The 25,373-nt window shown below is 38.5% G+C and carries 26 protein-coding genes; 24 read left to right on the forward strand and 2 right to left on the reverse strand.

Features of this window, described 5'->3' with window-relative positions:
- The first annotated feature begins 193 nt into the window (after window positions 1–193).
- The 18 genes from ACIPKN_RS14785 (at window position 194) to ACIPKN_RS14870 (ending at window position 16,891) form a co-directional block, all read left to right on the forward strand.
- Window positions 194–1,819: a long-chain fatty acid--CoA ligase gene (locus ACIPKN_RS14785; RefSeq protein WP_400937360.1), complete on the forward strand. Its 1,626-nt coding sequence runs from the start codon at window positions 194–196 to the stop codon at window positions 1,817–1,819.
- Between the two features lie 274 nt (window positions 1,820–2,093).
- On the forward strand, window positions 2,094–2,309 hold the full coding sequence (locus ACIPKN_RS14790) for a hypothetical protein (protein ID WP_142508481.1): 216 nt from the start codon (window positions 2,094–2,096) through the stop codon (window positions 2,307–2,309).
- A gap of 84 nt (window positions 2,310–2,393) precedes the next feature.
- Entirely contained in the window at window positions 2,394–3,164 is a 771-nt protein-coding gene (locus ACIPKN_RS14795) for a CheR family methyltransferase (protein ID WP_142508369.1), read from the forward strand.
- A 438-nt stretch (window positions 3,165–3,602) separates the two neighbouring features.
- Window positions 3,603–4,784: a chorismate synthase gene (gene aroC / locus ACIPKN_RS14800; RefSeq protein ID WP_142508368.1), complete on the forward strand. Its 1,182-nt coding sequence runs from the start codon at window positions 3,603–3,605 to the stop codon at window positions 4,782–4,784.
- A 1-nt stretch (window position 4,785) separates the two neighbouring features.
- The gene (gene aroB / locus ACIPKN_RS14805) at window positions 4,786–5,877 is read left to right on the forward strand and encodes a 3-dehydroquinate synthase (RefSeq protein WP_142508367.1); all 1,092 of its coding nucleotides are present in this window, start codon (window positions 4,786–4,788) and stop codon (window positions 5,875–5,877) included.
- Window positions 5,874–6,242, forward strand: coding sequence for a chorismate mutase (aroH, locus tag ACIPKN_RS14810; RefSeq protein ID WP_400937364.1), 369 nt, complete (start codon window positions 5,874–5,876; stop codon window positions 6,240–6,242). Before aroB ends, aroH begins: the two co-directional genes overlap by 4 nt.
- A 17-nt stretch (window positions 6,243–6,259) precedes the next feature.
- Complete coding sequence (gene hisC, locus ACIPKN_RS14815; RefSeq protein WP_400937366.1) at window positions 6,260–7,360, forward strand: histidinol-phosphate transaminase; 1,101 nt, start codon at window positions 6,260–6,262, stop codon at window positions 7,358–7,360.
- Window positions 7,357–8,454, forward strand: coding sequence for a prephenate dehydrogenase (locus tag ACIPKN_RS14820; protein WP_142508364.1), 1,098 nt, complete (start codon window positions 7,357–7,359; stop codon window positions 8,452–8,454). Before hisC ends, ACIPKN_RS14820 begins: the two co-directional genes overlap by 4 nt.
- Before the next feature lie 82 nt (window positions 8,455–8,536).
- Window positions 8,537–9,823 carry a 3-phosphoshikimate 1-carboxyvinyltransferase gene (aroA, locus tag ACIPKN_RS14825; RefSeq protein WP_400937369.1) on the forward strand — a complete coding sequence of 429 codons (1,287 nt, stop codon included), beginning with the start codon at window positions 8,537–8,539 and terminating at the stop codon, window positions 9,821–9,823.
- Window positions 9,824–9,874: 51 nt separating this feature from the next.
- The gene (locus ACIPKN_RS14830) at window positions 9,875–10,147 is read left to right on the forward strand and encodes a hypothetical protein (protein WP_400937371.1); all 273 of its coding nucleotides are present in this window, start codon (window positions 9,875–9,877) and stop codon (window positions 10,145–10,147) included.
- Window positions 10,148–10,430: 283 nt separating this feature from the next.
- The gene (locus tag ACIPKN_RS14835; RefSeq protein ID WP_400937374.1) at window positions 10,431–11,699 is read left to right on the forward strand and encodes a tetratricopeptide repeat protein; all 1,269 of its coding nucleotides are present in this window, start codon (window positions 10,431–10,433) and stop codon (window positions 11,697–11,699) included.
- A 14-nt stretch (window positions 11,700–11,713) separates the two neighbouring features.
- Complete coding sequence (locus ACIPKN_RS14840; protein ID WP_132359230.1) at window positions 11,714–12,271, forward strand: ReoY family proteolytic degradation factor; 558 nt, start codon at window positions 11,714–11,716, stop codon at window positions 12,269–12,271.
- A gap of 276 nt (window positions 12,272–12,547) precedes the next feature.
- Window positions 12,548–12,997, forward strand: a complete 450-nt coding sequence (locus tag ACIPKN_RS14845; RefSeq protein ID WP_142508360.1) for a DUF2487 family protein — start codon at window positions 12,548–12,550, stop codon at window positions 12,995–12,997.
- 154 nt (window positions 12,998–13,151) lie between these two features.
- Window positions 13,152–13,658, forward strand: coding sequence for a Rieske (2Fe-2S) protein (locus tag ACIPKN_RS14850; protein WP_400937378.1), 507 nt, complete (start codon window positions 13,152–13,154; stop codon window positions 13,656–13,658).
- A gap of 14 nt (window positions 13,659–13,672) precedes the next feature.
- The gene (qcrB, locus tag ACIPKN_RS14855) at window positions 13,673–14,347 is read left to right on the forward strand and encodes a menaquinol-cytochrome c reductase cytochrome b subunit (protein ID WP_053482547.1); all 675 of its coding nucleotides are present in this window, start codon (window positions 13,673–13,675) and stop codon (window positions 14,345–14,347) included.
- A 42-nt stretch (window positions 14,348–14,389) separates the two neighbouring features.
- A complete protein-coding gene (locus tag ACIPKN_RS14860) occupies window positions 14,390–15,184 on the forward strand; it encodes a menaquinol-cytochrome c reductase cytochrome b/c subunit (RefSeq protein ID WP_400937381.1) in 795 nt (264 codons plus the stop codon).
- Between the two features lie 375 nt (window positions 15,185–15,559).
- Window positions 15,560–16,156 (forward strand): lipoprotein heptaprenylglyceryl N-acetyltransferase LhaT, encoded by a 597-nt coding sequence (lhaT, locus tag ACIPKN_RS14865; protein ID WP_400937383.1) that lies wholly within the window; start codon window positions 15,560–15,562, stop codon window positions 16,154–16,156.
- A 60-nt stretch (window positions 16,157–16,216) separates the two neighbouring features.
- Window positions 16,217–16,891: a zinc metallopeptidase gene (locus ACIPKN_RS14870; protein ID WP_142508480.1), complete on the forward strand. Its 675-nt coding sequence runs from the start codon at window positions 16,217–16,219 to the stop codon at window positions 16,889–16,891.
- A gap of 129 nt (window positions 16,892–17,020) precedes the next feature.
- On the opposite strand, the gene ACIPKN_RS14875 is transcribed toward ACIPKN_RS14870, so the two are convergent.
- Entirely contained in the window at window positions 17,021–17,890 is an 870-nt protein-coding gene (locus ACIPKN_RS14875; RefSeq protein ID WP_400937384.1) for a YitT family protein, read from the reverse strand.
- 115 nt (window positions 17,891–18,005) lie between these two features.
- Between ACIPKN_RS14875 and ACIPKN_RS14880 the strand changes: the two genes are divergently transcribed.
- The 6 genes from ACIPKN_RS14880 to ACIPKN_RS14905 all read left to right on the forward strand — a co-directional run bounded on the left by ACIPKN_RS14880 (window position 18,006) and on the right by ACIPKN_RS14905 (window position 24,291).
- The gene (locus ACIPKN_RS14880) at window positions 18,006–18,341 is read left to right on the forward strand and encodes a nucleotide pyrophosphohydrolase (protein WP_132359220.1); all 336 of its coding nucleotides are present in this window, start codon (window positions 18,006–18,008) and stop codon (window positions 18,339–18,341) included.
- Window positions 18,341–19,138: a 4-hydroxy-tetrahydrodipicolinate reductase gene (gene dapB / locus ACIPKN_RS14885; protein ID WP_400937385.1), complete on the forward strand. Its 798-nt coding sequence runs from the start codon at window positions 18,341–18,343 to the stop codon at window positions 19,136–19,138. The genes ACIPKN_RS14880 and dapB overlap by 1 nt, the downstream gene beginning before the upstream one ends.
- A 19-nt stretch (window positions 19,139–19,157) precedes the next feature.
- Window positions 19,158–19,562 carry a methylglyoxal synthase gene (mgsA, locus tag ACIPKN_RS14890; RefSeq protein WP_400937388.1) on the forward strand — a complete coding sequence of 135 codons (405 nt, stop codon included), beginning with the start codon at window positions 19,158–19,160 and terminating at the stop codon, window positions 19,560–19,562.
- Between the two features lie 33 nt (window positions 19,563–19,595).
- Window positions 19,596–20,741, forward strand: coding sequence for an N-acetyl-alpha-D-glucosaminyl L-malate synthase BshA (bshA, locus tag ACIPKN_RS14895; protein WP_142508353.1), 1,146 nt, complete (start codon window positions 19,596–19,598; stop codon window positions 20,739–20,741).
- Window positions 20,728–21,915: a CCA tRNA nucleotidyltransferase gene (locus ACIPKN_RS14900; RefSeq protein ID WP_400937392.1), complete on the forward strand. Its 1,188-nt coding sequence runs from the start codon at window positions 20,728–20,730 to the stop codon at window positions 21,913–21,915. Before bshA ends, ACIPKN_RS14900 begins: the two co-directional genes overlap by 14 nt.
- A gap of 1,392 nt (window positions 21,916–23,307) precedes the next feature.
- Complete coding sequence (locus ACIPKN_RS14905) at window positions 23,308–24,291, forward strand: biotin--[acetyl-CoA-carboxylase] ligase (protein ID WP_400937394.1); 984 nt, start codon at window positions 23,308–23,310, stop codon at window positions 24,289–24,291.
- Window positions 24,292–24,588: 297 nt separating this feature from the next.
- Here ACIPKN_RS14905 and ACIPKN_RS14910 read toward each other — a convergent pair whose 3' ends face one another.
- Window positions 24,589–25,113 (reverse strand): GNAT family N-acetyltransferase, encoded by a 525-nt coding sequence (locus ACIPKN_RS14910; protein ID WP_400937396.1) that lies wholly within the window; start codon window positions 25,111–25,113, stop codon window positions 24,589–24,591.
- Window positions 25,114–25,373: the final 260 nt, after the last annotated feature.

A 25,373-nucleotide genomic window follows, 5' to 3' on the forward strand; every position in this document is an offset into this window, starting at 1 on the left:
GGGGATTAGCGGTTCATCGGACGCCCCCAGGTAGCTTTGCTCTGCGCGAAAGCGAAACATCAGCAAAAAAGCGCCCAGCCGGAACGGAAATCAACCACACGTTTTGGTGATGATCCTTTTATATGTAATTATTGGTAGTAGCAGTTAGCCTTGGACGATTCAAAAATTTATATAAACAAAGGGGAGAGTTTCTATGCATATGATGGATACACCTTTATTATTAACAAGTTTTTTGGATCGAGCAGAACGATTTTTTCATGCGAAAAAAATATATTCGCGGACAAGCTCTACATCAATTCACGAGTTTACATATAAAGAATATGTAAAACGAACTCGTAAGCTAGCAGATGCCCTTACAAAGCTAGGAATGGAGCGAGGTATGAAGGTAGGTACCTTTGCTTGGAATCACCACCGTCATTTAGAAGCATATTTTGCAGTCCCATGCGCGGGAGCTGTCTTGCATATGATAAATATTCGATTAGCACCTGAGCACATTGCTTATGTTATTAACCATGCAGAAGATGAAATATTACTAATTGATGATAACTTAGTTCCACTTCTTGCACCGATAGTCTCACAGCTTAAATCGGTAAAGTGTTTTATCGTAATGGGAGATGCTGTTGTGTTAGAAAACATCCCATTACCGAATGCTCTATCTTATGAGGCATTACTCGAAGAAGCGAATGAGAATTTTAGATTCCCAGATGATTTAGATGAAAATACACCTGCTGGCATGTGCTACACAAGTGCCACTACAGGAATGCCAAAGGGTGTAGTGTATACGCATCGTAGTATTGTTCTCCATACTATGGCAGCAGGACTCTCCGATAGTATTGCAATAGGCGAGGCTGATGTTTTACTACCTGTCGTACCGATGTTTCATGCGAATGCGTGGGGATTTCCGTTTGCTGGTGTATTATTTGGTGCTACCCAGGTACTACCAGGGCCAATGTTTACACCACAGCTATTACTTGATTTAATCGAAACATATAAGGTAACACTGACTGCAGGAGTACCGACAATTTGGCTTGGGGTATTGCAGGAGCAACGCAAAAATCCTCGTGATTTGTCTTCGATACGGTTGATTGTATGTGGAGGCTCAGCATCGCCGCTCGGTCTAACTCGTGGCTTTGAGGAGGAACTTAAAATTCCTTACATGACGGGCTACGGTATGACCGAGACATCGCCACTTGTTAGTATATCGACGTATTTAAGACATATGCAAGATTATACGATGGATGAAAAAATGGATGTTCGTATTACGCAAGGAATAACAGTACCGCTTATTGAAACACGCGTAGTCAATGAAAACGGTGAAGTCCCTTGGGATGGCAAAACAATGGGTGAATTGACAATTAGGGGCCCGTGGATTGCAGCCGAGTATTATAACGATGAACGAACAAAGGAAGCCTTTAAAGATGGCTGGCTTTACACTGGTGATATTGCTGTAGTGACAGTAGATGGTTATATTAAAATTACAGATCGTACAAAAGTTTTAATTAAAAGCGGTGGAGAATGGATTTCTTCAGTAGAGCTTGAAAATGCTTTGATGTCACATCCTAAAGTGTTTGAGGCTGCTGTAATAGCCATTCCCCACGAAAAATGGATTGAACGACCTTTAACATGTGTTGTACCAAAGCCTGAATATAAGGATTCCATTACGAAATCCGAGCTACTAGAAGTTTTACGATCGCAATTCCATAAAACATGGATTCCTGATGATGTAGTATTTTTAAATGAAATACCGAAAACTTCTGTAGGAAAATTCATGAAGGTGAAATTGCGAGAAGATTTAAGGGAATATCGTGTAGAGGTTTAGGAAACTATAAAAAATGAAGGTGGTGACTAACTACCTTCATTTTTCACGTAAAAATATAAGGGATATAGGCTTATACCCATAACGTGGGGTTCCGGCTTTGTACTAGCACAAAGTCTATACGCTATTATGCCGAGACATAATTGATCTAGCTACGTTTAACAAATGGTAAAGAGAATATTTTAGCTGAATTAATGAAAAGAAAAATGAAACTATTTTTTCCATTTTGCCGTATAATCATTATTAATGAAAGGATGTGGACGTATTGATAGCGGAGATGGGGATTATTGCAGGAGTAGTTATTTGTTTAGCAGGTATTTTTACAGATACACATACAAAAAAACAAAATATTAAATTGAAGGCAATTGAAAAGGAAGTAGAGCTAGAGAAGCTAAGATTAGAAACGTATACGATGGAGACAGAAAAATTACGTCTAGAATTAGAGCAATCCAAAGTGTTATTGTTAGAGGAAAAACAAAACTCAACTAAGTAACTTGGATTACATGTGAAAGACTATTTCAGAAATGGCACTTTTCCGCTATAATGGAAATACGAAGCTAGAGGGGAAGAAGACCGCATGTCTGATTATGAACAATTTATAGAAGGTATAAAGCGCAAAACAGGAATAGATTTAGCGCTATATAAAGAAGCGCAAATGAAAAGACGATTAACATCTCTGTATGAGAAAAAGGGATATCGTAATTTTATGGACTTTCTAAAGGCACTTGAACAAGATCGTGATTTAATGAATGAGTTTTTAGATCGCATGACGATCAATGTTTCCGAATTTTATCGCAATGGGAAGCGCTGGGAAGTGTTGCAGAAAAAAATATTTCCGAAATTACTGCAATCTAATAAGCGTTTGAAAATTTGGAGTGCTGCTTGTTCAACGGGTGAAGAACCCTATTCTTTAGTCATGGTATTATCTCAATTAGTGCCATTATCTCAAATTCAAATCATTGCTACTGATTTAGATGAAAATGTAATTCAAAAGGCGAAATTAGGTGTCTATCCAGAGCGCTCATTAGCAGAAGTGCCGAGTGATATTAAAGCCAAATATTTTGAGCAAGAAGGTTCCTTTTATAGAGTCAAAGATGAGATTAAACGTTGTGTGACTTTTAAGAAGCATAATTTGCTTAATGATCATTACGATTCTAATTTTGATTTAATTGTTTGCCGCAACGTGATGATTTATTTTACTGAAGAAGCGAAAGATCAGATTTATACGAATTTTAGTAAAGCATTGCGTAAAGATGGAATTTTATTTGTTGGATCAACAGAGCAAATCTTTAATCCATCTCGTTATGAGTTTGAAGTCGAAGATACATTCTTTTATAAACGAAAATAATTAATAATATGAGAAAAGCATTCGTACAGAGACAATATGAATGTCATGTACATATTTCCGAAGTTTTAGACATAGATGAATCGTGCGCTTTTCGCTTGATATAAGCAAAAAGCGTATTTTTTAGTTATCTCGCATCTCGGGCAGTAAGACTCCAACCACAAAATTTAACGAAAGCCAGGTAGGGGATTAACCGATTGGTGAAGACTAACAATTAGTGGATATGATGAAATTTTTTTCGAACAAATCGTTCAGAATATTCAAATTTAACATTACAATCTAAACTAACTTCGAAAACGATAGGAGTTGCCTTCAATGATTCGGAATTTGCGAATCATTAAAATGAGTGTTAAAAGACAATTGCAAAAGGACTGTTTTTTTAGAGAATATATGTTATAGTGAAAAATACATACTTTAGCGAGTTGAAGGGAGAAAGCGTTTATGCGTTACTTAACAGCGGGAGAGTCACACGGACCCCAATTAACAACAATTATTGAGGGCCTACCGTCGCTCTTACCAATTTCAGCAGAAAAAATTAACCACGATTTAAAACGTCGTCAAGGAGGACATGGACGCGGCCGCCGTATGCAAATCGAAACAGATACAGTAGAAGTGGTCGCTGGTGTTCGTCATGGACAAACACTTGGTTCTCCCGTAGCACTCGTAGTCACAAATGATGACTGGAAGCACTGGACAAAAATTATGGGAGCAGAACCGTTAGCGGAAGATGTGAATCCTGAAGATATTAAACGTCAAATTTCACGTCCTCGACCAGGGCATGCAGATTTAGTAGGAGGCATGAAATACGGACACCGTGATTTACGTAATGTACTAGAGCGTTCTTCGGCGCGTGAGACAACTGTTCGTGTAGCAGTAGGTTCTGTTGCTAAAGCGCTATTAAATGAATTAGGCATTTCCATTGTGGCACATGTAACAGAAATCGTTGGTATTAAGGCAGATACTTCCGTAGTGGAAGGAAAATCTGCAGATGAAATTCGTGCCATTGTTGAAGCAGATCCTTGCTATTGCGTTGATCCAGAGGCTTCGGCAAAAATGGTGGAGGCAATTGATGAAGCGAAAAAAGCGGGTGACTCAATTGGTGGTGTTGTTGAAGTCATCGTTGAAGGAATGCCAGCTGGAGTCGGTTCATACGTTCATTATGACCGTAAGTTAGATGCAAAATTAGCAGCTGCCATGTTATCTATCAATGCATTTAAAGGTGTTGAATTTGGAATTGGCTTTGAAATGGCGCGCCGTAAAGGCTCTGAAGTTCATGATGAAATCATTTGGTCAGAGGAAGAAGGCTATACACGTGCAACCAACCGACTTGGTGGTTTAGAAGGGGGAATGTCTACTGGAATGCCAATTGTCGTACGTGGTGTCATGAAACCAATTCCTACTTTATATAAACCGTTGCAAAGTGTAGATATTGAAACGAAAGAGCCATTTAAAGCAAGTGTAGAGCGTTCGGATAGCTGTGCAGTACCAGCAGCATCAGTTGTTGCAGAGCATGTTATTGCCTGGGAAATAGCGAATGCAATATTAGAACAATTCCATAGCGATCAATTACCTCAACTAAAAGCTCAAATCGACGAACACCGTCGTTATACAAAGGGGTTCTAATATGCGGGTACCAGTAGCGACGAAATCGCATCAATATGAGGTTGTCCTTGGTCATAAATTTTTAGTAGAAGCAGTAAAATCATTTGATGATAAGCTTCAAAAAGCGGATAAGCTCATTGTTTTTACGGATGCTAATGTGTGGGCAGCACAAGGAGATTATTTCAAGGCTAATTTCCCTTATCATTTTGAGGTCTTTGTCTTACCAGGTGGTGAGGCATGTAAAACCTTTGAACAATATAATGCAGCGCAAACATTTTTACTTGAACAAAAATGCTCGCGTAAATCATTTGTTTTTGCATTTGGTGGGGGAGCTGTAGGTGATTTAACAGGCTTTGTTGCAGCTACTTATATGCGAGGGGTGCCGTTTATTCAAATCCCAACGACGATTTTGGCACATGACTCAGCAGTAGGTGGTAAAACAGCTATTAACCATCCGCTAGGTAAGAATATGATTGGTGCGTTTTATCAACCTGAGGGAGTTATTTACGATACTGTCTTTATCGAAAGCTTACCTGAACGCGAGGTACGTTCAGGAACAGCAGAAGTGATCAAGCATGCGATGATTTCTAATGCAGCGTGGTTAGAGGAATTAATGGCTGCTGAGACAGTTATTCATTTCACGACCGAAGAATTAGCGAAACAGCTTAGAAAAGGTATTGAAGTGAAGGCGCAAATAGTAGCAGAAGACGAGACTGAGCAATCCGTGCGAAAATTTTTAAATCTAGGCCATACTTATGGGCATGCCATTGAAGCGGCCGCTGGTTATGGAAAAGTAGCACATGGCGAGGCTGTCATGATTGGTCTAGTATATTGTTTATTATTAAGTGAACGATACGGTGAATTAGATCGTAACTTCACTACAGCATTTTTGCAGTTTGCAGTGAAGAATGGCTATCCATTTGAAGCTGTAAAAGAATATTCATTTGAACAGTTAACAGAGTATTTAATGAAAGATAAAAAAGCGGAGTATGGTATTTTACAATTTGTGTTGTTGGAGAAAATTGGTAAACCGTTCGTGCAACCAATTGATTTAGCGGAGTGTAGAGAAGTAGATGCCGAATTCCGACAACTATTAGCGGAGGTGCTTGTATGATTCGTGGACTTAGAGGAGCAATTACAATTGAATCTGACAAGCCAGAGCTTGTATGGAATGAGACAGCAAGATTAGTGAGTGAAGTAGTAGCAGCCAATAATGTAGAAATAGATGATATTGCTTCTATATTAATATCTACAACACCTGATATTACGTCAGCATTTCCGGCACGTGCTGTACGGTTAATGGACGGATGGCAATATGTGCCTGTCATGTGTACGCATGAAATGGACGTGCCAAACGCATTACCACTTTGTATTCGTGTATTAATCCATGCAAATGTGGAAGTAGCACAAAAGGATGTAAAACACTTGTATCTCAATGATGCAGTGAAATTAAGACCAGATTTAGCCCAAGCTAAATAATAGAGGAGATGTTTGAGATGAAATGGAAACAACAATTGGACGGTATGCAAGCATATAAGCCTGGCAAACCAATTGAAGAAGTACAACGTGAATATGGCTTACAAGAAGTCGTAAAATTAGCATCTAATGAAAACCCATTTGGGTGCTCACCTAAGGTAACTGCTTATTTACAAAATAATTCAGTAAATCATGCGATCTATCCAGACGGCTATGCGCAAAATTTACGTACAGCTGTTGCAAATCATCTAGGTGTCAAAGAAACACAGCTTCTTTTTGGTAACGGCTCTGACGATATTATTGCAATTATTACTCGTGCATTGTTGTATCCAGGTGTAAACACAGTGATGGCAGACCCATCCTTCTCCCAATACCGGCACAATGCTGAAATAGAAGGCGCAGAGGTACGCAAAGTTCCGTGTATCGAAGGTGCACATGATCTAGATGCAATGGCAGAAGCAATTGATGGTAATACATCGATCGTTTGGATTTGTAGTCCAAATAATCCAACAGGTGTGGTGATACCTGATGTTGAGTTGCGAGCATTTTTAGCTAAGGTTCCAAATGATGTGCTAGTAGTTTTAGATGAGGCATATATCGAATACGTAACGCATCCTGGTCACAAAGATACTCTACCTTTAATAGACGAGTTTCCAAATGTACTATTAATGCGTACATTCTCAAAAGCATATGGTCTTGCTTCTTTCCGAGTTGGTTATGCAATTGGGCAACCAGAAGTAATTGCAAAGCTTGATCCAGTAAGAGCGCCATTTAATAATACAATTTTAAGCCAAGCAGTTGCGGCAATCGCTTTAAGTGATCAAGAATATATAAATGCTTGCCGTGAAGCAAATGAAAAAGGTAAAAAACAATATATTGAATTCTGTAAGAAACATAATTTAAAATACTTCCCTTCTGATACGAACTTTATTTTCTTTAATACGAATACTGATAGTGATGTTGTTTTCAATGAGCTAATGAAACGAGGTTTTATAGTCCGCAGTGGAAATGCTTTAGGATTACCTGGGTTTATCCGCGTGACAATCGGAACAGAGGATCAAAATGCAGCGTTGTTACGCCACCTTGAAAACGTCCTAAAAGAGCAAGGAGTTTTCGCATGATACGCAACGTGCTTGTTATTGGGCTAGGCCTAATTGGAGGCTCGATTGCATTGGCATTGCAAAAGGCACCAGAAACAAAAATTATTGGCTATGATATGGATCCGAAAACTCGTGAACATGCGAAAACATTAAATATTGTTCATGATATTGTGACAGATCCAAAAGAAGTGGTGGCCGACGTGGATGTAATCATTTTTGGAACTCCTGTCAACGCAACGCTTGAATGGATGGAACAATTAAAAACATGGCCGTTAAAAAATAAAGTCATCGTAACAGATACAGGGAGTACAAAAAAGAAGATTATGCAAAAGGCTGGGGAACTACGTGAGTTAGGTATTACCTTTATTGGAGGACATCCAATGGCAGGCTCACATAAAAGCGGTGTTTTAGCTGCAAAGGCTCACCTTTTTGAAAATGCGTATTATATGCTAACACCGCTCGCCGGTGAAGAAATTGTCAATATGGCACAGCTTGAAAGTCTCTTAAAATTTACACATGCAAAGGTTGTTAGTGTATCTGCTCGTGAGCATGACCATATGACAGCTGTAGTAAGTCATTTTCCGCATGTCGTTGCTGCTTCTCTTGTGCATCAATTGGGCGGAGAAAACGGGGAATATCCGATGACACGCTCACTTGCTGCAGGTGGCTTCCGTGATGTAACGCGTATTGCCTCATCCAATCCAGTTTTATGGCGAGATATTACATTACAAAATCGAGAAGAGCTAATTGCACAGCTAGAAGGCTGGGAAAAGGAAATGAGTCGTGTGAAGGAGCTGCTTTTCAATGGTAGCTCAGATGACATAGAAACATACTTTGCTGTTGCTAAAGAGCTAAGAGATGAATTACCGATTAGTGCAGGAGCAATGTTCACATCATTTGACTTATATGTTGATGTTCCTGACTATCCGGGGGTTATTTCTGAGGTGACAGGCTTACTTGCAGACGAAGCGATTAGTATTACAAATTTACGTATCGTCGAGTCACGAGAAGACGTTTTCGGGATTCTTGTTATTAGCTTACAAAGTGAAAGTGATCGTGAACGTGCGGCAGCGTGTATACAAAAGCGTGCTAATTACGAAACATATATTTCATAGGCATCCTAGGAAATGCCTATTTAAAAGAAAGCGTCGGCATTACGGCGCTTTCTATCTTCATAATATTGGAGGGAAGAAAACGATGAGTGAAAAAGTATTACAATATGATAAACCTTCCTTACAAGGGACTTTAACGATTCCAGGTGATAAATCTATCTCACACCGTTCCGTTATGTTTGGAGCCATTGCAACGGGTAAAACAACAGTTGACGGCTTTTTATTAGGTGAGGATTGTTTAAGTACAATTGATTGCTTCCGCAAGCTCGGTGTGAAAATTGACGTAGAAGGAACAAATGTATCCATCGACAGCCCGGGTATAGAGGGGTGGCAAGAACCTACAGAGGTACTATATACAGGGAATTCTGGTACAACGACACGCTTAATGCTAGGGATTCTAGCCGGATCTACTGTACATTCAGTAATGACAGGGGATGCGTCCATAGGAAAACGACCAATGCGCCGTGTTATTGATCCGTTACGTCAAATGGGTGCACACATTACTGGAAGGGCAAATGGACAATATACGCCATTAGCCATTCAAGGTACAGCCTTACAAGCTATTGATTACCACATGCCTGTTGCAAGTGCGCAGGTGAAGTCAGCTGTTTTACTTGCTGGTTTACGCGCTGAAGGTACTACAATTGTACGAGAAATGGAAGTATCTCGAGACCATACGGAGAGAATGCTACGTCAGTTTGGTGCACAGGTTGATGAAGTGGATGGTGTTATTTCATTAAAAGGAGGACAAACTTTAACAGGGACACATGTGTCTGTGCCAGGTGATATTTCATCTGCGGCCTTTTTCTTAGTAGCAGGGGCCATCTGTGAGGATAGTAAAATAACGCTAGAAAATGTCGGAATTAATCCAACACGGGATGGTATCATCGACGTGCTTCATAATATGGGCGCATCTATAACACTTATGCCAAATGAAGATAGCCAATCAGAGCCGACGGCAACAATTACAATTGAAACGTCGACATTAAGAGGCACTACAATTGAGGGAGATATTATTCCTCGTCTTATCGATGAAATCCCGATCCTGGCTTTATTAGCAACGCAGGCAAACGGTAAAACTATTATTAAGGATGCCGAGGAGTTAAAAGTGAAGGAAACAGACCGGATAACGGCTGTTGTGGATGAATTGAAAAAACTAGGTGCTAATATTGAAGCTACTGAGGATGGAATGATTATTGAAGGACCAACTCCATTATGTGGTGCTAGCCTTAAAACCTATGGTGATCATCGTATAGGAATGATGGGTGCTGTTGCAGCACTAATAACAGATGGGGCTGTAACTTTAGATGACGTAGAATGTATTGCTGTTTCTTATCCATCGTTTTTCGAGCATATAGAGGAAGTAAAGTAATGTCATATCTTCATTCAGTAGAAGAATCCACCTCTAAAGGTAGTATGATGAATGCTGCTGCAAGCACCTACTGAAATAGAGGAACTCAGTCTAAAAACGCCATGTCCTGTAGCAATTTATCTGTGCGAAAGCGAAGCGACAGCAACACGGTTTTATCTGTGCGAAAGCGAAGCGACAGCAACAACAACAAGAACAACATACGACTGGGTGACCAACATCGCGCTGCTGGTCTACGGGCACTACGCATTCGCGCAAAAAACATCTGTTGGCCTAAAGCCACCGGCCGATGTCACGGATTTTCAAATAATGAATAAAGTCAGTTAGCCTAAAACCTTCGTATCCTGCGAAAAAGGCTAACTGACCTGCATCGGTAAAAAGCCAAGTCCTGTGGCATTACCGAAATGACTGACATCGTGTCGGCCCTCGTGCATGCCTGGGCATAATTCAAAATCCGGAAGCATTGTTTATCTGTAGTGAAAGCAAAGCGTCAGCTACAATTACGCCAAGGCGAAATTGATATTTGACTCTCCAAGTCTTTTGGGGAGTTTTTTCTTGTTTCGAGAGAAAATGTTTTGTAGCATAAAGGTATTAATGAAAGAATAGGTGAATGACTGTGAACAATGCGATGACTGAAATGATGCAAGCACTTGAACAAGGGGACTTAGCATTAATTGAACAGCTACTTGAAACATTTTTAACGAAAGAGCTACCTGAGGACATTTATGCGCTAGCTGAAATTTTTATGCAGTATGGATATATGAAGGAAGCTGACCGTGTACTGGAGCATTTACAATTTTTATTCCCAGAAGAGGCACAGTTGAAAATTGATCGTGCAAACGTCTTAATGGAACTTGGCGATGAAGATGAAGCGTTAGATTTTTTATTAGAAGTAGAGGAGGCAGCTCCAGAATATCCTCAAGCATTATTAGTATTAGCGGATTATTATCAAATGCAAGGATTGTTTGAAGTAGCAGAAATGCGCATCAATGAGGCACTATCTATATTACCTGATGAGCCATTATTACAATTTGCTAAAGCGGAGCTTTTATTTGAAACTGGTCGCTTCTTAGAGGCTGCGAGACTATATGAAGAATTGTATGAACAACAAGTTGAATTTGCTGGGGTTAGTCTTACTGAACGACTTGCTGAGGTGTATCGTGCAGGAGCTGCCTATGAAACGGCCTTAGATTACTATTTAAAAGCACTGGAAGATGAAGTAAAGCCAGATGTTTTATTTGGTGCAGCGTATTCAGCCTTTCAATCACAAAAATATGAAATGGCCATTAAACAATTAGAGGAATTAAAAGAATTAGACCCGGATTATTTTTCAGCCTATTTATTGCTTGCTGAAAGCTATACCATGACGGAGGACAATAAAAAAGCATACGCTGCCATTCTGGAAGGATTAAAGCGTGACGAATACGATAAATCCTTATTTTTATTCGCCGGTAAAATGGCTTTAAAAACTGGTTTACCAGATGAGGGCGAGCAGCATCTACGTGAAGCCATTGCCTTAGATCCTGAATACATGGAGGCAGTATTAGCATTAATCTCCGTGTTGGCACAGCAAGAGCGTCATGAGGATGTAATAGAATTATTTGAAACGTTGCAAAAAAATGATTTTGAATGGAGCACCTTATATCCATTTGCTGCGGTTGCATATGAAAATTTAGAATTGTACGACCGTGCATACGAATTTTACCGTTTGGCATATAATGATTTTAAGGAAGACGCAGCATTTTTAGAAAAGTATGTTTATTTCTTGTTAGAGGAAGGAAAACGTTCAGAAGCTAAAGAAGTGCTCGGTCAATTAATAACTATTCAGCCGGGTGAACTAGAGTGGCAAGAGAAGTTAGAAACCTTAGAATTTGAGTAAAGGAGGGAGTGGGTATGACTGCTTCTGTATCAGTTGTCGATAAAAAAGCATTTGTTAGATGGTTTTTAAAAAATTATCAATTGAAACGTCGTGAGTGTGTATGGATTTTGAATTACTTATTAAGTAACGATGAGTTATTAAAACGAATTCGATTTGTTGAAGAAGCTCACTATTGCCCTAGAGCAATGGTAATGTCAACGGTCGATTCAACAGGAGTGCCGTTTCGTTTTTACAAAGGCAATGTAATGACAGCAGATGCTGAGAAATCCTTCCATGATTTACGTTTACACGAGCATGAAGATATGTATATACAATTGAATTTTCCAAATGTACCACCAAGTGCACAATACTTAGCAGTTCTTGAAGAAAACCCTTATATGCCAGAAGCACTGATTGTTAGTGAAAAAGATCGCTTACTGGCAGAAGAGCTGCTTTCCAACAGCTTACTCGTATTCCAAGAAGAAAAATTACTCGCGCAAATTGATGAAGCCCTCGATCAGGGAAATGAAGAGCGCTTTTATGAATTGTCTAATTTGTTACAAGCTTTAAAGGAAACGGCTAATTTACGTTAGTTATAAGTAAAAATGGAATGTCCTTTATCTACCTCAATATGATAACATAACAAGTGAATGATTGTTTTCACTTTTTATTGGCTATCCTATTTGAAGAGTGGAGAAGGGCATTTTTTTATCTTCATGCAGTGGGGTACCAAACCCAACTGCATGAAGATAAAGCCCCGGCGGATGTCACAGATTTTGAAAGGAAGGAATTGTGCAGGCACAATTCAAAATCCGGACGGAATTACGCCAAGGCGAAATGGATTTATGCAACTAGAGGAGGTTTGTGAGATGTATTTTAATGCAAGTGATGTGACATTGTTTATGGCACAGAAGGAATTTATCGATACAGCAATTGTTCCACTCGTAACTGTCGATTTAACTCCTGAAAAAATGAAACAGAGCGGTACAGAGGTGGATTTTTTGTTATCGCTTACATCTTTTATCGAACAGCAGTTTAAAGGTCGTTTATTACTGATGCCACCATTTACGTATAGTGCAACATTAAAAAACGAAGATATGCCGAAGCAATTAGAGGCACAATTACATAATGCTGGTTTTAAGCATGTGTTCTTCATTACTTGTGACCATTTTTGGACAAATATTGGAGATGAAGTAAATGTTATTTGGCTACCAGCTATTCCGCTAGAAAGCATGGATAAAGGCGTGAAAAACTCCATTCTCGAAGATCAATTGCGACAAGTGATTCCGATTTTTTCGACCAAATGGACACAGATTTAACAATTAGTTTCAATAATTGTTCACATTCTCCAGCTTTCCACAGAATGCTATATTGACCAAGCTATGGAGTTGATATATCATAGATATGTCCTAGTATTACTATTTGTAAATGAATGTCCGTTGGACTGACCTTTAAGTTAGAGGGGGGAAAAAAATGAGTAATAATCGAGTTTCACGTCGTCAATTCCTAAGCTATACACTAACTGGTGTAGGTGGCTTTATGGCGGCAGGTATGCTGATGCCAATGCTTCGTTTTGCGATTGACCCAGTACTACAAAGTCATGCTGGTGGTAACTTTGTAAAAACAGAGCATAAAATCGCTGATATTACTGACAAACCTGTTAAAGTTGACTTAACATTTGAACAAGTTGATGCATGGTACAAATCAGACGTAACAAACGTAGCATGGGTTTTCAAACAAGGCGATCAAATCGTTGCATTATCTCCTGTTTGTAAGCATTTAGGATGTATGGTGGACTGGGGAACAGATTCAACACACCCAGATCAATTCTTCTGTGCTTGTCATGGTGGACGCTATGAGAAGAATGGTAATAACGTAGCAGGAACACCACCATTAGGTCCATTGGATGAATATGAAATTAAAGAAGATGATGGTTACTTATCGCTTGGGCCAATTCATCCAAATACTCTAGTTAAGTAAGGGGGTACAAAACAGTGCTAAATAAAATTTATGATTGGGTCGATGAACGCTTAGATATTACACCGATTTGGCGTGATATTGCCGACCACGAAGTGCCAGAGCACGTGAACCCTGCACATCATTTTTCAGCATTCGTTTACTGTTTCGGTGGATTAACTTTCTTCATCACGGTAATTCAAATTCTATCAGGTATGTTCTTAACAATGTACTATGTACCAGACGTAGTGAATGCTTGGAAATCAGTTTATTATTTACAAAACGAAGTAGCATTTGGTGAAATCGTACGCGGTATGCACCACTGGGGAGCTTCATTAGTAATCGTTATGATGTTCTTACATACACTTCGTGTATTCTTTACAGGTTCTTATAAGAAACCTCGTGAATTAAACTGGATGGTTGGTGTAGGTATTTTTGGTGTAATGATGGGTCTTGGTTTTACAGGATACTTATTGCCTTGGGATATGAAAGCATTATTCGCTACAAAAGTAGGTATCCAAATTGCTGCATCCGTACCGTTTATCGGTGAATGGATTAAAATCTTATTAGCGGGTGACTCAACTATTCTTGGTGCTCAAACGTTAACACGATTCTTTGCGATTCATGTATTCTTCTTACCTGCAGTATTGTTTGCATTACTTGCAGCACACTTTATCATGATTCGTCGTCAAGGAATTTCAGGGCCGTTGTAATAGTTCTTGACGGTTCGATGATTTTTTAAAGGAGGGGACATAATGCATCGCGGAAAAGGAATGAAATTTGTTGGTGATTCTCGTATTAAAGCGAATCACAGAATGCCGAACGTTCCAAAGGATTATTCCGAATATCCAGGTAAGACGGAAGCTTTCTGGCCGAACTTCTTACTAAAAGAATGGATGGTTGGTGCTGTATTTTTAATTGCATATTTAATATTAACAGTTGCACATCCATCACCACTTGAAGGACCAGCTGATCCGACAAGAGCGTACATTCCATTACCGGACTGGTACTTCTTATTCTTGTATCAATTATTAAAATACACATATGCTTCAGGTCCATATAATGTTATTGGAACTGTTATAATTCCAGGTCTTGCATTTGGAGCGCTATTATTAATGCCATTTTTAGATAAAAGTCCAGAACGTCGTCCATCTAAACGTCCGTTACCAACAGCGTTTATGTTATTGACTCTAGCAGCTATGTTTTACTTAACATGGGAAGCAGTTGCTAACCATGACTGGGAAGCTCAAAAAGTAATGGGCGCAATTGAACAAGAAGTTAAAGTTACTATTGATGAATCACTACCAGGTTATAAAATTTGGACTGGTGAAACAAGTGACGCAGCTCAATCTTGTATCGGTTGTCATGCGGCTGACTTAAAAGGTGGCCCAGCTGCTCCAAAATTACTTGGTAATACACTAACAGCTGACGAAGTTGAAGATATTATCCATAACGGTCGAGGCAAAATGCCACCTGGTGTATTCAAGGGTACAGATGAAGAAGCGAAGCAAATAGCTGAATTTGTTGCGAGCTTAAAAGAAGATAAATAAGTATAGTTTAAAAGAGTCAGGAAACTGGCTCTTTTTTTCTTCTAGTATAATAATGTGACTGTTACAACTTCAAAAAAGTTCCCGCAAAATGTATTTTAGTTCTATAATATTTACGAGAATAAATTTAAGTATTCGAAAGTGGCTGGGCAGTCACTGGAATTTATGTAGTACTAACCGTGTGCAATACCCAACCATTTGATGTGGTCTATTTTCAAGGGAAATGTTAGAAAAAAGCTCATCAACAAAAGATAGGGATGACATTGGTTAAAATGAAATCAACCTCACGTTAAGGATAATAGTTTGTGGCAAATTACATACATAATAACAATTAAAAAAGGCATCTTAGTAAAGACAGAAGATAAAGGAGTTTTAATTATGCAAATTACACGTGCAAATATTTGGTTTCTCCTTACACATAAATCATTTTTAATATTATTACTTATTATTAATCTATTAGGTACTATTTACGGTTACTATTGGTATGGATGGCAGCTTGCCATCACGAAGCCCATTTTTTATATTTTTGTGCCGGATAGCCCAACAGCTAGCTTATTCTTTTGCTTTGTATTGATAGCTTGGATTATGGATAAAAAATGGCCACTTATGGAAGTGCTAGCACTTGTTACATCGGTGAAATATGGAATCTGGGCTGATGTAATGAATATTTGGACGCTGATTGAAACTGGATCTATAGGTTGGCAAGGCTGGATGCTTGTAGGCTCGCATTTTGCAATGGCTGTCCAAGTAATTTTGTATCTCGGTAAATATGTTTTTTCATATTGGCATATTGCTGTAGCAGCGGTATGGACATTGCATAACGATGTGATTGATTATGTATTTGGCCAAATGCCGATGTATCGTGATTTAGCAGATTATACAAGCTATATCGGCTATTTTACTTTTTGGTTATCAGTTACATGCATTTTTTTAGCCATCTTCTCAATTAGATGGCGCAAATATTTGCCGAATTAGGTAAATGATTATAGAATTATAGTATCCAAGTAGAAAGGGGTTAGAAAATTGTCAACAAGTATGTATATTGTTTATTTTGCAATCATAATGCTACTACCACTTTACGCACAGATGAAAGTAAAGGGCACGTATAATAAGTTTGCAAAAGAACGTACAATGAAGGGACAAACAGGTGCAGAGGTAGCGCGTGCGATTTTAGATGCGAACGGCTTATATGATGTACGAGTTGTTCCAACACAAGGTGTGTTGTCTGATCACTATAATCCAGCAACAAAAACAGTTGCTTTATCAGAAAGTAACTTCTACGAGGCGAGTATTGCTGGTGCTGCAGTTGCTGCCCACGAGGTTGGCCATGCCATTCAGCATAAAGAAGCTTATTCAATGCTGACATTACGTAGTAAGCTAGTGCCAATTGCAAATATTTCATCAAATATGTCTTGGATATTTGTAATGATTGGTATTTTTTCTCACCTAACCAATATGTTATTACTAGGTATCGTATTGTTAGCAGCAGGTGTAGTTTTCCAATTAGTAACGTTACCAGTAGAGTTTGATGCATCAAAGCGTGCATTAGTGCAAATGAACTCTCTAGGAATTATTACAAATGAAGAAGAGCGCCCAGCACGCAAAGTGTTAAGTGCTGCAGCATTAACATATGTTGCCGCGGCAGCAGTAGCCGTATTAGAATTATTACGTTTAGTATTAATCTTTACAAATATGCGAAGTGACGACTAATAAAAAACTTGTTGTAGTGGTAATTCACTATAGCAAGTTTTTTAATCCGTTAATTTACTATGTAAAAAAAAGCCTACCTTCAACGAAAAAGTAAAATGTTTTATTCGAGGAGAGCAGGCAGATATAATGTTATTGGAGCGGTTGTTTTTCGTCGTCTAGCGTGAAGCCTTCTCCTGCTACGTCTCGTACTTCTATTATAGATACGAATGCGTGTGGATCAACCTCATGTACAATAGATTTTAAACGTACAACCTCATTACGGCCAATGACACAATAAATCACTTCTTTTTGTTGCTTAGTAAAATGGCCATGACCTTCAAGTATAGTAATACCACGTTCCATTCGTAATGCGATCATCTCAGCAATGGCGCTAGATTTTTCAGATATAATAAGTGCTCCACGTGCAGCATATGCTCCTTCTTGAACAAAATCAATGACGCGCGCACCAACAAATACCGCAACAAGGGTATACATCATAGAGCGTGCATCTAAAAATGTTAGCCATGATAGGATAATGACGATTGCGTCAAAGATGAACATCGTTTTACCCATACTCCAGCCAAAATATTTATGCCCAAGGCGAGCCAAAATATCTACACCACCAGTTGTACCACCGAAGCGAAAGACGATACCGAGCCCTAGTCCAACAAAAACCCCTGCAAAAAGAGCAACAAGTAACAGATCGTCCTCTAAATGAATAGTAAATTGATACTTTTGGAAAACTTTTAGGAAAACTGAAACAGATAAAGTTCCAACAAGCGTATAAATAAATGATTTTTTCCCAAGTAAACGATAACCAATAATAAACATAGGAATGTTTAATAGTAAATTCATTAAAGCAGGGTCCCAGCCAAGTGTAAAATAAAGTATAAGTGTAATCCCACTTAGGCCACCTTCACCAAGGTGATTTTGCATGTTGAAGTGGACGAAGCCGAAGCTAAAAATTGCAGCCCCGAGCATTATTGCGATAATATTGCTAATTTTGATCTGTTTTAGCATATGACCTCCTGAAGTTCCTAACAAATGAAGTAGTGCTATCTATTATCTGACATTTTATTGTTTTTGACAACAATGGTGTAAATTTTATACGATGGTAAGTAGGAGTGTGATTTAGATGACTGAACAAGTGACAATGCAAGCTTTACAGCAGCGTGTAGATGATTATATAGGACAATTTAAGGAAGGCTATTTCCCGCCATTTGAGTTACTGGCACGTCTAACCGAGGAACTTGGTGAATTGTCTCGTGAGGTGCAGGATGTTTACGGGCAAAAGAAGAAAAAGAGTACTGAGGAAGCGAACAGTATTGAAGAAGAATTAGGTGACTTTTTCTTTGTTTTAGTGTGCTTTGCAAATGCGCAGGGCATTAAATTAGATGAAGCACTTTTACGCGTTATACATAAATTTGAAACAAGAGATAAAGATCGCTGGACTAGAAAGGATGGAGAATAATGTCAATTCGTGTAGCAATAGCAGGACCTAGGGGAAAAATGGGGGCTGAGGCTGTACATACGGTCATGAAGCATGACAAAATGGAATTAGTAGCTGTATTAGATTATAAAGATGTAGGAAAAACATTAGCTGATTTGGAGATGTTTCCGGCAAGTTATACGGCTCCAATCTTTACAGATATGTCTGACCTTGTAGAGGCGACTGCACCAGACGTATTAGTAGATTTAACAAGCCCGCATGCAGTATACAAACATACTAAAGAGGCCTTGAATTTAAATGTACGACCTGTAATTGGTACAACAGGCTTTACAGATGAACAACTAGTGGAATTATCAGCAATGGCTAAAGAGAAAGAGCTAGGCTGTATTATTGCTCCTAACTTTGCGATAGGGGCTATCCTTATGATGAAATTTGCTAAGGAAGCGGCAAAATATTTACCTGATATTGAAATTATTGAAATGCATCATGATCAAAAGCTGGATGCTCCATCAGGAACAGCTGTTAAAACGGCACAATTGATTCAAGAGGTGCGAACACAAAAGATCCAAGGACATCCAGAAGAAAAAGAAACGATCGAAGGTGCAAGGGGTGGAGAATTTGATGGCATGCGTATTCACTCTGTTCGATTACCAGGTTTAGTAGCACACCAACAAGTGTTATTTGGCGGAGATGGGCAGCTATTAACAATTCGTCATGATTCATTAAACCGTAATTCTTTTATGTCTGGTGTAGCATTTTGCGTAGAAGAGGTCATGAAAATGGATCAACTTGTATATGGTTTAGAAAACATCATCTAAAGATTGGGATGGAAGCATTATGAAAATCGCATTAATTGCACATGATCGTAAAAAAGATAATTTAGTACAGTTTGCTATTGCTTATCGAAATATTTTAAATGAGCATATGTTGTTTGCTACAGGTACAACAGGACAGCGTGTTATGGAAGCTACAGGCTTAGAGGTAACACGTTTTCGTTCAGGACCACTCGGTGGCGATCAACAAATTGGTGCTATGATTGCCAATAATGATATGGACATGATCATTTTTTTCCGTGATCCATTAACAGCACAACCACATGAGCCAGATGTTTCTGCACTTATTCGTCTTTGTGATGTTTACCAAGTGCCACTGGCTACAAATATGGGAACAGCAGAAATATTACTAAAAGGCCTACAAGAAGGCTTTGTGGATTGGAGACTGATTCAAGAAAGAAGAAATTAAAAAAAGACGTGATTTAGAAAGGATGATAATCGAATGAAAAAGCTTAAAATTGGCATTACCTGTTATCCAACAGTTGGAGGCTCTGGTGTTATCGCAACAGAATTAGGAAAAATGCTTGCAGAGAGAGGGCACGAGATTCATTTCATCACCTCAAGCGTACCATTTCGATTGAATAAAATTTATCCAACCGTCTTTTTCCATGAAGTAGAAGTTAGCAATTATTCAGTATTTCAATATTCGCCATATGATATAGCATTAGCGAGTAAAATGGCGGACGTGATTAAGGATGAAGAACTAGATGTGCTTCATGTGCATTATGCAATACCACATGCTGTCTGTGCTGTTTTGGCACGTGAAATGAGTGGTCGTGACATTGGGATTGTCACAACGTTACACGGTACAGATATTTCTGTGCTTGGGCAGGATTCCACTCTTTCACAGGCAATTAAGTATGGCATTGACAAATCTGATATCGTAACGACAGTGTCAGAGGCATTAAAGCAACAAACATACGAGCTTATTGATACAGTAAAGCCGATTAACACGATTTACAACTTTGTTGATGAACGTGAATACTTCCCACGCAATCCAGGAAACTTAAAGGAACAGTTTGGAATTGAAGAAGATGAAAAAGTTATTATTCATGTATCTAACTTCCGTAAAATTAAAAATCTTCCGCATATTATAGACGCCTTTATGAAAATTCGTGCGAACATGAAGGCAAAGCTATTGCTTGTAGGAGATGGTCCAGAAAAGCATCGTGTAATGGATCAAGTAAAGGAAAGTCCTTATATGGAGGATGTTTTATTTTTAGGCAAACAAGAAAATTTAGCTGAATTGTATGCGATAAGTGACCTTAAATTATTACTATCACAGCAGGAATCATTCGGGCTAGTTTTACTTGAAGCAATGGCTTGTGGTGTACCTTGTATTGGATCAGCTGTAGGCGGTATTCCAGAAGTCATTGAACATGGGGTAGATGGCTATATAGTGGAATTAGGTGATACGGATGCAGTGAAAGAGTATGCTGTAAATCTATTGAAGGATGAAGAGAAATTACAACATTTCCGAGAAGCAGCTATCCGTGCTGTTGATGAAAAATTCCATTCATCTAAAATTGTAGAACAATATGAAAAATTGTACGAAAAGGTTGCTGAAAGAAATCATGCAAAACAATAAAGAATGGCAAGCAGCCTATTCAGTTATTGAACAACTAGAATACGCAGGCTTTGAGGCAGTGATCGTCGGTGGTGCAGTACGAGATGCTATACTCGGTCGTCCAGCCCACGATGTAGATGTTGCGACAAATGCCATGCCAGACGAAGTAAAGTCTATCTTTGATCGCACAGTTGATATAGGGATTCAGCATGGGACGGTACTTGTTATCGTGCCAGCTGGATCGGTGGAGGTAACGACATATCGCACAGATGGTGAATATACGGATCACCGTAGACCCGAGGAAGTGCAATTTGTACGTTCGTTAAAAGAAGATCTACAGCGCCGAGACTTTACGATGAATGCCATAGCGATGCGCCGTGATGGTTCTTTTGTTGATTTTTATGGAGGACGCCAAGATATTGAGGCTGGTGTAATTCGAGCTGTTGGTGATGCACAGAAACGTTTTTCGGAAGATGCATTACGAATGCTACGGGCCATACGTTTTTCAGCACAGCTCGGTTTTCTAATTGAATTAGAAACCTTGAAAGCAATGCAGGACAAGGCTGATAATATTTCTTGGATCGCGAAAGAGCGTATAAAGGCAGAGCTCGATAAGCTATGGGTAGGGAAAGATGTTTTTAACGGTATAAAAAAGCTTAAGGAAAGTAGCTTAGTGAATTATTTGAATGGTACTTTTCAAGCGAATGACTGGTCTGAATTTAACACGCGGGACAAGTTATTAGGCTGGGCATATTTCGCGGTATTACAGGGTGATCATTGGCGAGAAGTGCTAGGTGACTATCGTTTATCGAATAAGGAGATGGCATTTGTAAAAGCTGTGTTAGAAGCTTTAAAAGCTTTAAAAAATGGCTGGACGAAAATGGATTACTTTTTATATACTCAACAGGAACTTGAAGCAGCTTGTTATTTTGCGGAATTGAGACAGCTTGATGTTGAAATGCCACAACAAAGTATACTTGAAATACAGACAGCTCTTCCTATTAGACATAAACAGGAGCTTATTGTAAAAGGTACAGATTTGTTAAAATGGTCCGGAATAAAAGGTGGGCCATGGGTAAAAGAAGCGTTGCAGGCGATGCTTGAAGCAGTTGTGAATGGTGAATGTGCTAATGAGCACCATCAAATAAAAGCTTGGTTTGAGCGTGAGTATGTTCGTAAGCATGAAAACACTTAATATTACTATAATTATTACAAATTGAAATGTAGTTATTCTAGAAAAGAGTTACCAAAAAACAACTAAAAGAATTCGGTTATTGAAGTTGTTAGACATAGTTATTTCATTAGGCAGCGGTTGGGGCATGAGTTTCGATATTGTATCGGACTCATGCCTTATTATTGTGCCTTAGAAATTTTCCTAATTCCATTGTCGAGCTGTTTAATTCGTGCTTCCGTGCTTCAACAGGTCTTTAACTGGTGCGAGTTTCGATAGTTTCATTGAGTATTTTCATGGATGGTCACTTTTTGAATAATTTCTAATACGTTTGTGTAAATTTTCTTGAATTTGTACACACAAAGAAGTGCAGAAGAAAAATAAACAAAAGCCCTTGTTTTATACAAGGATTTCATAGTAATGTTTTGTCTATGGATAATCCCATGATACTGATGTTTTTCAGTTTTAAGCTTTATACGATTTTATATTTGATAAGAAAATGTTAAAATATAATAAGGTGAAATCCTCCAAAAAATATAATTAAATAGGGTTTATCACCAAAAGTTGTGGATGACTTTTGTTAAAACTTCTACTATGTAAATAGTTGATTGGAGTGGAGACTGGGCGACTCCTCGGGGATCAGCGATAGAGGAACGAAGGCTAACAGCATCACATCCTGTGATAACGCCTCCGTGACCAACATCGAGTTGGCTCGAGACCCTGCAGCGCAGCGGATGTTTTCTGTGCGAAAGCGTAGCGACAGCAACACCAAAAGCGGCTCATCGGACGCCCCCAGGAAGCTTTGCTCTGTGCGAAAGCGAAGCGACAGCAACAAATGTTTTCTGTAGCGAAAGCGAAGCGGCAGCTACAAATGTTTTATCTGTGCGAAAGCGTAGCGACAGCAACAAAGCGCCCAGTCGGAACGAAAATCAACCACACGTTTTGGTGATGATCCTTAATTAGAAAAATTATAAAAAGCTATTTAAAAAATTGATTATGGTCAAATGTGACTGTATGCAGTATGATAATAATTATTATTAAGTGTCAGCTATTTGTTTAAAGAAATGATTTGAACGTGGATATGACCATGAAGAATGAATAGCCTTGAATTAAAAGAGTTTTGAACTCATGAAAATATAGCAAGTGACCAAAAAGTGACCAATTACCATACGTCATCTAAAATAAGGTCGCTTGCTTTTGCTTTATCTTTTTCGTCATCGTTTTAGAAGGAACGTTTGGAGAAAAATGAGAAAACAACGTTAATACATAAACAAAATAATGTGTTAGTAGTTCCAGAAATTCAATATCAAGAATTCACTGATGTGGATCAAGATTCTTAAGGTAAGTCTTTACATCAAATTTTCAATTTAATAAAAAATAAGTGATAGTATATTTTAATAAAGGATTGATTTAAGCATGAGTATTTCCATGAAGGATGAAATTTTAAAAAGAATATTAGCTGCTAATGGTGAAGCTGTTTCGGGTCAAGAGCTAGCAGATTCCCTTGGAGTATCCCGTACAGCTGTATGGAAGCATATGCAATCGCTACAGGAGGAAGGCTACACATTTGAAACGGTAAAGAAAAAGGGCTATGTATTGATTGGTGTGCCTAATAGCTTAAGTCCAACTCAAATTGAACTATTTTTAAATACAGAACGTTTTGGACGTGAAATTCATTATTTTGATGTTGTAGATTCGACACAAATAATCGCTCATAAGCTTGCACAGGAAGGCGCTACACATGGCACGATTATAATCGGGGAGGAGCAAACTGCTGGTCGTGGTCGTATGGCACGTCCATGGGAATCTGCAAATGGCACAGGTATTTGGATGACCGTTATTGTGAGACCGGATGTTACTCCTCAGCAAGCTTCATCGTTTACGCTTGTCGTAGCAGTTGCGGTTACGATGGCGATAAAAACATTATATAAACAAATTGAACCAGCCATTAAATGGCCAAATGATTTGCTCATTAACGGTAAAAAATGTACCGGTATATTAACAGAAATGCAGGCTGAGGCAGACCGTGTACAAGCACTGCTAGTAGGCATTGGTATTAATGCAAACCAGGTTGAATCAGATTTCTCCCCAGAAATTGCTAATATAGCTACGTCTTTACGTTTAGAAGCGGGTGAGGAAATTAATCGTGCAGCCCTTGTTGCATCTATTCTTCAATATTTAGAACAATTCACCGATTTATACGTGAAGGAAGGGTTTGCTAGTATTAAAATGCTATGGGAACAAATGTCATGTACTATTGGGCAACGTATTGAAGTCACGACTTTACGAGGGCGCTTTGAAGGCATTGCCAGTGGGATAACGGATGAAGGTGTACTACAGCTAACAGAGGATAATGGCACAGTCCGGACAATTTATGCTGGAGATATAAAAATTTTATAGAAACAAAAACATTCTCTTAACTAACAAGAACGTATATTTTCGAATGTGAAAATATACGTTCTTTCACATTTTTAGAATTACAATTTAGCTGTGTATATTTTTTTCTCGTTTGTAGTCTTGCCTAAAGAAGATCAGAGAAAGTATTAGTAAAATTATTGGAAGAAAAAAGAATCCAGAGTCATATTTAACTGAGTGCTCCATTTTTAGTCCGAACAAATAAATGAATAAAGTAAAAGAAACAGATAAAGAGATTGTTCCTGCTATCGTTTTCATTACTTGCCCTCCAATAAAAAAATTTTATTTACTTTTTTCTATCACCTTATTTATATCATTCCATACATAAATAAGCTCTTCTACTATTTTTCCGCCAATTTTAATGTCGATGGTATTTACATATTGTGCACCATAATATTCATAGAAATCACGTGTTTTATTTTCTGCTAATACTTCGACAAATACTTTTTCGTATCCTTGTTGTTTAAAATAGGTGAAGATTTCTTTAAGAAGTTGTTTCCCGATTCCCTTTCCATGATATTCTTCTAAAAGATAGATAGAAGTTAAATCAGTTGCATTCGGTACTGAATTAGTTTTTCTTGTGCCACCGGTTGCAAAGCCGATTATTTCATCTTGTTCATTTTCCGCCACCAGTACATAGCTCGTAGCGTCTGAAATATTCTTCTTCCAAAGCATTGTTCGCTGCTCGTAAGATAAGTTATTCAAAAAATCATCTGGAAGAATGCCTTTATATGTTGTTCGCCAACTATCAACATGTACTTTTCCGATTCCTTGAGCATCTTCAATGTTTGCTTGTCTAATTTTCATATTGCTCACCTCAATAATCGTGTTTTATATCAAAGATGATGCCGTAACTGACCTGATTCACCTCAGATTCTGCCTTCACATGCAAGAACTGATTGCTATAATAAAATCCCTTACTAATACATTCATATGGGTATAGAAATATTATATAATAAATGGAAAATTCTTACTACTATTCAAAGGGAGGAACGTAATCATATAATAATCTTATTAAAAAGACAGAATCACAAAAATGTAATTCTGTCTTATCAGTGAAGGAAATT

The sequence above is a fragment of the Lysinibacillus sp. NPDC086135 genome, from assembly GCF_044746345.1.
GTDB lineage: Bacteria > Bacillota > Bacilli > Bacillales_A > Planococcaceae > Lysinibacillus.